This is a genomic window from Ruegeria sp. CDSB114 (genome assembly GCF_059611025.1).
The window spans coordinates 1-2,864 of record NZ_JBXWOT010000021.1; the positions used below are offsets into that span (position 1 = coordinate 1).

At 56.0% G+C, this 2,864-nt stretch carries 2 protein-coding genes and 1 tRNA gene; 1 reads left to right on the top strand and 2 read right to left on the bottom strand.

The window, feature by feature from the left end:
* A tRNA-Met gene (locus AC2FIP_RS20605) sits at positions 1-77 on the top strand.
* Between the two features lie 372 nt (positions 78-449).
* Here AC2FIP_RS20605 and AC2FIP_RS20610 read toward each other — a convergent pair.
* Positions 450-1,733, bottom strand: coding sequence for a glycerate kinase type-2 family protein (locus tag AC2FIP_RS20610; RefSeq protein WP_496787989.1), 1,284 nt, complete (start codon positions 1,731-1,733; stop codon positions 450-452).
* Positions 1,734-1,740: 7 nt separating this feature from the next.
* The gene (locus AC2FIP_RS20615) at positions 1,741-2,718 is read right to left on the bottom strand and encodes an HpcH/HpaI aldolase/citrate lyase family protein (protein WP_496787991.1); all 978 of its coding nucleotides are present in this window, start codon (positions 2,716-2,718) and stop codon (positions 1,741-1,743) included.
* Positions 2,719-2,864: the final 146 nt, after the last annotated feature.

Here is a 2,864-nt window from a genome sequence, read left to right on the forward strand (position 1 = left end):
CGCGGGATGGAGCAGCCCGGTAGCTCGTCAGGCTCATAACCTGAAGGTCGTAGGTTCAAATCCTACTCCCGCAACCAGGTCGAATAATATCAACACAGCCCGTTCAGACTACAATTGATCCAGTGGATCAATTGCTAACCTCTTCACCTCGTCAGGCTCATAACCTGAAGGCCAAAGGTTCAAATCCTACTCCAAAAAACAACTTTAGAACGAAAATTACAAATACTTACACGCCGATCAACGCCAAACATCCCGCAAAAAATAATGCCTATATCCCTCCGTCAGAGCCTAAAACATCGCCTGTGACAATGGAATAAACGCCTCTTTTATGGCTTTGAAATCAGACTATCGCATGAATCGGACCTTTCTCGACGGATTCAGGCATTACTCTCCAATTCGACATCTCTGACGCTATATCAACCTTGATGCCCGTCAAGTTTAGCGCGCGCTCAAGCATCAGGCCCAAGCAGCAATACTTGGATATCTGCAACATTGGTTCCGGTCGCACCAGTCATCAGAAGATCACCCGATAGTCCCAATGCCCGGTGACTGTCGTTGTTTGCTAACAGCGTGGACGGATTTTGCCCCGCATCGCGGATACGGTCGAATGTTCCCACATCCACAATCGCACCCGCTGCGGGGGTCGGACCATCACGGCCATCTGTTCCACCGCTGAGGAAAATCCAGTTGCCGGGAATAGCTTCCCCTTGCGCCAGTTGGGCGACGCGCAGCGCTAGTTCCTGATTGCGCCCACCAAGACCCGCACCCTGCAGCCGGACGGTTGTCTCCCCTCCAAAAAGTAGAGCGACCGGGCGGTCGGAAGCCACAGAACGGGCCGCTTGCAGAATCTGACGTGCAGCGTCGGACACGTCTCCTGTCAGTGCTTTGGAGGCAATTTCAGCCCGACAAAACTGCGCCGCACAGCGATGCGCAGCCTCAAGGCTTATCGTGTTCGACCCGATCAGATGATTTGTCGCTTCAACTGCTATCGTCTGTTCAGGAAGGCTGTGTTCTAGATGGTCCCGCACGGACTGGGGCAGACGCTTCCAGATGCCAGCTCCAATGCAGATCCTGCGGGCATCGGCTTGGGTTCCGATGGGTGGAGAAGTGGGGCCGCTGGCAACGGCACGCAGGTCATCTCCGATCACATCCGACAAAATATAGGCTGTGACCGGTGCAGGTGAACCGTGTCGCAGAAACCCTCCGCCCTTGAGCTGGCTCAGATGCTGGCGCACCAGGTTCATGTGCACGATGTCCAATCCGGAAGACAACAAGAGCTCGTTGACCGCAATCTTATCCGATAGGGACAATCCGTCCACAGGTGCCGGAACCAGGGCCGATCCCCCGCCAGAGATCAGCGCTATGATCTGATCTTGCTCGCGTGCTGTGCTGAGCAGATCAATGATCTGCCGACCGGCTTTGAGGCCCCGTTCGTCCGGAACGGGGTGTGCACTGTTCAACACAGTTGCACCGGGTACGACCGCTTGGTTTTCGGAATGGGTCACGGCCAGAGCGACATGATCACCCTGAACGTTTTGCAAGGCTTCCGCCATCATGGCTGGAGCGGCTTTACCAATCGCGATCAGGATGCTGCGCCCACCCTGTTTGGGCGCAGGCAATGGGGCTGATTGCAGTCGTCTGCTCAGGGATACCGCCGGATCTGCCGCGGCTATGGCTTCGGCAAATATGTTGGCGGCACAATCGCGTTGAGACATGGACGATTGTAAAGTCATGAGGCGATCATGCTGCTGCGATTTGACGGGCCTTCTCAACCATAACTTCAGCTTGACGGATCGAAGCATAGTCGATCAGGCGGCCATCCAACGAAACCGCTCCCTTTCCCGCTGCTTCGGCTTCGGCCATTGCTTCGAGAATGCGTTGTGCCTTGGTGACTTCGGCGTCGCCCGGCGACATAACATCGTTTGCCAGTGAAATCTGGCTGGGATGGATGGCCCATTTGCCCTCGCAGCCTAAAACTGCCGCGCGCTTTGCGGCGGCTTTGTAGCCGTCCGGGTCTTGGAAGTCTCCAAATGGGCCGTCGATTGGGCGCAAACCATTGGCGCGGGCAGCCACAACCATGCGGGCAAGCGCATAGTGCCACATATCTCCCCAATGGGTCAGGCGTCCTCCGTCCGTATCGGCGTCAGTCAGAACGGAATAATCCGGATTAACACCGCCGATAATAGTCGTCCGCGCGCGGGTCGAGGCGGCATAGTCGGCTACGCCGAAATGCAGGCTTTCGTTACGTTTCGACGCCGCCGCGATCTCACTGACGTTCTGCATCCCTAACGCAGTTTCGATGATATGCTCGAATCCGATGCGTTTTTTGTACCCCTTTGCATCCTCGATTTGCGTGACCATCATGTCGACGGCATAGACATCTGCCGCGGTGCCGACTTTGGGGATCATGATCAGATCAAGTCGCTCGCCAGCCTGTTCAACCACATCCACCACGTCGCGGTACATGTAATGCGTGTCGAGCCCGTTGATGCGTACCGACATGGTCTTGCTGCCCCAGTCGATGTCGTTCAGAGCCTCAATGATGTTTCTGCGGGCCTGTTCTTTCTCGTCCGGCGCGACGGCGTCCTCCAGATCAAGGAAGATGACATCCACGTCCGATTGTGCGGCCTTTTCGAACATTCCGGGTTGGCTGCCAGGCACGGCGAGTTCGCTACGGTTTAGGCGGGCAGGAGCCTGTTCGATGGAATGAAAGCTCATGGGTTGGTGTCCTTCAGTTTACAAGTTTGGATAGATAGGGAATCTGGCGCAGAGGTTTGCGACTTCGGCTTTGACTTTGGCCTCGACCTCACCGTTACCGTCCTCGCCATTTGCGGCCAGACCGTCGACCACTTCGATGATCCAAT

Bases quoted from the DNA above. Each gene is read 5' to 3' on its own strand.
- AC2FIP_RS20610 (WP_496787989.1), bottom strand. From the start codon at position 1,733: ATGACTTTACAATCGTCCATGTCTCAACGCGATTGTGCCGCCAACATA.
- AC2FIP_RS20615 (WP_496787991.1), bottom strand. From the start codon at position 2,718: ATGAGCTTTCATTCCATCGAACAGGCTCCTGCCCGCCTAAACCGTAGC.